Origin of the sequence: Flavobacterium sp. UGB4466 (assembly GCF_903469665.1) — a bacterium.
Classification (GTDB): domain Bacteria; phylum Bacteroidota; class Bacteroidia; order Flavobacteriales; family Flavobacteriaceae; genus Flavobacterium; species Flavobacterium lipolyticum.
Genome location: NZ_CAGKLC010000169.1, coordinates 1 through 5,990, shown reverse-complemented (window position 1 = coordinate 5,990; position 5,990 = coordinate 1). Strand labels below are relative to the sequence as shown.

Sequence of the window (5,990 nt, the reverse complement as noted above, 5' to 3'; positions counted from 1 at the left end):
TTTTATTTAAAAATTAAAATCAATAATTTATATACAAAAAAGAAGGTTTGTTTTTTCCTTCTGAATCGATGAATCCAAACTGTTTTTGTTTGTTTTTTATCCACGGCCATTTTCCAGCAACTTTATCTGGAACTTTCGGAAAATCATATAAAGTCCAGGAAACAAATGCAAGTTGCTTCTTTTTGAATATAGATTGCATTTTTTTATGATAATTAGCCTGCTTTTCTTTTGAATTACCAAACCAACTCCACAGTCCTCGATTGGACGAAAGCCCAAATTCTTGCATTACCAAAGGCTTTTTGGCTGCTTTTTCTAAAACAGCAAGTTTCTCTTCAAAAAGTGAAATATCTTCATAATAATGATACGATACAAAATCTACCTTATCTTTTAGTATCTCTGCCGATGCAATATTAGAATATCCAATAGTGACCAAATGATTAGCATCGAATTTCTTGACTGCTGCAATCATTTGTTCCAACCAAGGCTTTACATTTTGTTCCCCACGTGATTCAAAATCTAAATCAGGTTCGTTTTTAATATCCCAAGCAATAATATTTTTGCAGTCCTTAAAAGTCGTTACAATTTTCTCTGCATGTCGATGAGTTAAAGTCCAGCTTTCTGGAGCATAATCTCCATAAAAATCGAATAATGTAACGATTACAGCTAGTTTTTTTTCTTCGGCCAAGTCTAAAACTATTTTTACCTTATCTAATTTCTCTTTTGAAACCTCTGCTTTACCAAATTCTTCATAAGGAACAAAAATCCTAATCGTATTGAGTTTTGCTTTTGTTATTATATCAAAATCAGCAGCTATAGTATCTTTATTAAATTTATTTCCAAACATATCCCAAGCAGAATTTTTAGGATAATAATTAATACCTTTTATGATATAGGGAGCACCATTTTTTAAAATTTCATTTCCTTTTACCGTGTATATTTTTTTATTCAATTCTACAGCAACCAAACTCTTTTCTTTTTGCATCCGAACATAGTGTCGAATACGCCAAAAACCATCCTCTAGCAACATTAAAACCTTATAATTTGCAGTATCCCGAACAGAAGTTATAAGCTTGTTATCTTGATAAACATTTTGAAATTCAACTACATTTTTATCGGTAATAACGACTTGTTGGCCGTCTTCGCTATAAAAATCTAACGATGCATGATGTTCTATTATTGTACTCTGGATCGAAATTTTTTTGGCCTTATTATAGGCTATAATTTGTTCTAATTGCTTTCTCGAACTTTCTGTAAAATAATCGTCAATTCCATCATTGACATTGTTTTTAAGAGCATTATTTTTTATTACATAAGAAAACAAATAATGCTTCTCAATTTTCTGGATGGTTTGATTTTCCATCCGTCTACCTTGATTTTTGAAGGTTTCCCACGTTACTTTGGGTAAATATGTATCTAAAGTCTCTTTCTCTAAATGCAGCATCGAACTTCTATCTGCTCCCGAATTTAAGTAGCCCAAAATTTCACTCATTCCAAATAATACCAAAATATTAATCGCAATAAATGAAACTATTAAAATTGCCCGATAATTATTTTTATTGTTAATTACTATCATAATTTTTTTCTTCTACTTTTTGAATACTTCCTAAGGTTGAAATTTCAAATGAATATTTTTTTTCTTTATAATATTCAGATGAAATAGTAAAAACAGCATGGCCTTTTACGCTATCTTCTTGCAAAGTTGCTACGAGTTGATTATGATGATACACTTTTAGAGTCACTTTAATTCCGTCTGGAACTAACTGATTTATAAAACTACGCAACGGGCCGACTATTATAGTGCGCTTATCTTTTGAAAATTCAAATTCAATTTTCGGATTAATCGGTTCGTAGTTAATTGCTATAGAATTACTTTCTGCTATTCCCGCTACATACGCTTTTGCAGTATAAACATCTTGGTGATCAGGATGCAAAATCTGAGCAGTTGCAACTCCGTTTATAGTTGTGCCAAATGATTTTAAAACCATATTATTAGCAGTAGAAATCACAAATGAGACCATGGTTCCGTCGCTTACAACGTTACCAAATTTGTCTTTAATAACAGCTGTTTTTAAGGTCGTAATTTGATTTCCATCAGCATATTGATGATTTCTAGTAAAAGAAATTATGAAATTTGTAGCGATTCCAGGAAAAATTACAGCGTTAAATTCTTTAGTAATGGTAGCATTGCATTGAGCAGAAACCAAAACTATTCCAGATTTTGTAGGAGCATCAATTATTTTCCAAGCAATGAGATTTTTCGTTTTTACCGTTTGATTTGTAATAGTATTTAAAAACTGACTTCTAAAAATTACAGGAGTATTTTCTGGTTTCGGATTATCAAAGCCATCTGTCGGAATGGTAACGTACATTACAAAATGACCATCACCTACCAATGTACTTGGTGGACCTAAATAATTTTCGATATCCGTTTTAGTGTCGTTATTGGGCAAAATTTCAAAGTTTCCCTGTAGTTTATTTTCTCCGTTTACAACCAAAAACCAATCAATACGACCCGATTTTTTAGCATAACTTTTAGGGAGGGCAAAAGTTAATTTATCATTTTTAACGGTGGCATCTAAAAGTGTTTTTCCTAAAGAATGAATTAAAAACAACTGCGGTCTATTTGACGTATTGACCTCAAAATCTAAAGCTATTTTGGCACCTGCTATAAAAGTCTTTTGTTGCGTAATTAGTATAATAGCGCCCGTTTGTTTTTTAGGCAATAAAGTGACTGATACCAATAATATGGTAAACAAACAAAAACAAAATATATAGATTTTATTCTTCATTATCTAGGATTTCCAATGTAATTATTAATTTCAATTTTAATAAACGAATACCCTTTATGTCCTTTAACCCTTTGCATTTGTGCACTTTCTTGTTTACTGTTTCGTACCGGAATTACCGCACGAGCAAGAGCTTCTGATTCTAAACCATTTACAAAACAATTTTCTGTTGAAGATTTTATAATCACAGGATTCAAATCTCTTGGCAAATTATAGGTAAAATATTGCTTACGCTGAATGCGAACACCCTCTTTTATAAACTGGTGATCAACATAAACCAATTCTTTTTTATCATTGTAATACGAAATTAAGAGCTCTGGAATGGTTACTTCTTGAATTCCGTAATTGAATAAAGTACCTTTGATCTGGTTGTTATCTATCACTAAATCTGAAATAGCAACCGAATTATACAAGTCGGTGGTTGCGACATTTCCAGCACTTTGAATATCAAATGTAGCGGGAATATTTTTCAATTCTTTTGGTGTAAATTCATTGGGGTTAAAAGTTGTTGGCTTTACATCAGTTGGCTTTAACCACGCAATATCTTCAAAATTCACCTTAAAACTCGTGACTTCTTTTGGCATCAATTTATGTTTAATAGTATACTTTGCGTTGAATACGGCAATCGATTTATCATTTCTGTCATATAAAGTAGCTTTCAAGACCACATCTGCAGGAACATTATCTATATTTTGAACTTCACCAATCACTATATATTGACTGTCAATTTTTACCAAACTTGCCGATATAATTTCTAAATCTGGTTGGCGCAGTACATCTTCATGATAGGTCTGCTGGGTAGTTGTCTTTCGTCTCCCTTGCTTGTAATACGAATTAATATTCTCTGACATGAATTCGTCCGGAGGAATATCGGTATCTTTTTTATCTGGAATGATAAACCATTTCCCGTTTATTTTCTGAACGTCATGTATGTACTTTTTTTCAATTAATTCTAATGGTGTAACCCACTTGGTCGTTGCAATAACTCTAGCTTTGTCTTTACTTTGCTGAACAATTTTAGTTTCGATAGCATCTAACTTGGCGTAAGAATTAAGAACACCATCCGAAACAGAAATTTCCAGCATAAACTGAGCCACCGAGTATTCTTTATTAGGAACAACATAAGAGTGCGCTTTATCATAAAACTTAAAATCTAGAGCATCATAATATGCTTTTACAACATTTTCAGGACTAATCTGTGCAGCATTTTTGATATAAATGCGATATGCTCCAAAGCTTATAATTAGTAGTAAAATCCCTGTCCAAATGTGTAGAAATTTTATCATCGCTCTTGGAAAATTAGCATAAACAATTCCATACTTATTGAAAGAAGGTTTTTCTAAAGGCTTTATTTTTAAGGCCTGCAACCAAATCATCTGAACATTAAGTATAAAAGCCAGAAGAATGGTTAACATCGGAATAATTCCCCACATTAATTTCAAATAGATCGGTACTTCATCTTTTGGAAGAATTTTAGACAAGGGCTGCACATTTAGTTTTTCCCACACCATTATACCATTTTCTAATTGTGATAATCGATGCCAACCGCAGAAATAGAGAATTGGATCGTAAAATTTATCGTTAGAAAAAACATATTTCAAATTATATTTTTCAGGAACCGTTAGAAATTGCTGCAATGAACCAATACCTTCAAGTCCTCGAAATTTGGAGTTTTCCAGCCGTTCTACTGCACGAGAAGTCAATTCTGGTAATCTTCTTGCCGAATGGTAATTTCCATCAACCGTCATTGCATTTGTTTGTGTCGATAAGTAGGCCATCTGATCACCAAAACCTAATGGCAAAAACCTCCAGTGATCGTGTTGATCCTGATTTAAGAAATTGACAATTGGTAAAAAGTTAATTTTTTGCGGTTGCAATGGTCTAAAATACCCTAACGTCATGGTAAACACTGCAAAAAACAAAAAGCAACCAGCAAATAATCCGCCTAGGATCCTCCTATAAACACTCCCAAATTTTACTTGCAAAGCCGTTCTTAAGTCACCTTCAACTAATCGGTACACAAATTCACCAAAAATGGGCAAACTCATTATAGAAGCCCAAAGTGTAAAGCGATCCAAGGTTAGGATATTAAAAGCATTTTCTCCTAAAATCGCTAAGGGAATTGGAGTTGTGCCGCCCGTTCCTAAAACAGTGAGCAAGGTTAAGGATAATCCGAAAAAAATATACCTTTTGCTGTAATATCTATAAAATATATAAGGCAATATAAAAAGTAATATTCCCCAAGGTATCAAGAAGAACATCAAGCCAGAAGAGGTTACTTCTATAAAATTGTCGCGACTTCCATGCGGAATAGGAACCTGAGTGATGGGATTGGCTTTAGAATTAATCCAATACGGCAGTATACAAAATACTAGCAGAAAAACGGCGCTACCACAGAAAAGAATAATCCGTTTTAATAATGATAGAAATGTTTTATAGAATATTTTGAATGTGATTTCCTTGAATGAATTGACATTTTCGCGAGCGGTATCCATTACTATCATACCGATTAAAGGCGAAACAAAAAATACCATTCCAAATAAAGGTGTAACATGATGCGAACAAACGGTTACGGCCATCAAAGACAGAGAGGTGAAGTAATATTTCTTTTTGCCTGTTTTGATAAAAAGATAAATCTCTGGAAGTGCATGCATTAAAACAGAAACTCCAATAATACTGGGAAGCTGTCCAAAAATATGCAATGTTTCTACAAAAGAAGAAGAAACCACTGCCAGAATAGCAGAATAACCTGCAACGGTTCTATTTCCAGTTATTAAAAGTGAAAATCTAAAAGTTCCTGTAATGAATAAAATAATCCCAACGATGGCAACAGTAAACATACCAAATTTCAAACCTCCAATTAAAGAAAGTAACCCAATGGTTTGGTGCACTAATGGAGGATAACTCATCACATTAAAACCCGTATACCAACTATAATTCCAAGGTTCAAACCAACTGTGGGCATAATGATTTCCGAAAAACATGTGAATTAAAGCATCATAAGAACTTTCTAAAGTAAAAAAAATAGCGCTGCCATGGAAAGTCAATCCAAAAAGTAAGGCTACTATCAAATATTTATTAGAAGTTTCTTTCAATCACTCTTATTTTACATTATTGTTTTTGTAAATATAGGGATATCGTCTTATAGAAGAAAACGATATAACTGTACAAAATGTCCTTTCATCGAAAGAAACAGTACCAAAC

General features: G+C 32.8%; 3 protein-coding genes. All 3 read right to left on the bottom strand.

Annotated features, from left to right (window positions below):
* Positions 1 to 19 precede the first annotated feature (19 nt).
* The gene (locus tag JO950_RS20990; RefSeq protein WP_173973243.1) at positions 20 to 1,573 is read right to left on the bottom strand and encodes a cellulase family glycosylhydrolase; all 1,554 of its coding nucleotides are present in this window, start codon (positions 1,571 to 1,573) and stop codon (positions 20 to 22) included.
* A complete protein-coding gene (locus JO950_RS20985) occupies positions 1,560 to 2,723 on the bottom strand; it encodes an Ig-like domain-containing protein (RefSeq protein WP_202704392.1) in 1,164 nt (387 codons plus the stop codon). Before JO950_RS20985 ends, JO950_RS20990 begins: the two co-directional genes overlap by 14 nt.
* A gap of 65 nt (positions 2,724 to 2,788) precedes the next feature.
* Entirely contained in the window at positions 2,789 to 5,881 is a 3,093-nt protein-coding gene (locus tag JO950_RS20980; RefSeq protein ID WP_202704391.1) for a hypothetical protein, read from the bottom strand.
* Positions 5,882 to 5,990 lie beyond the last annotated feature (109 nt).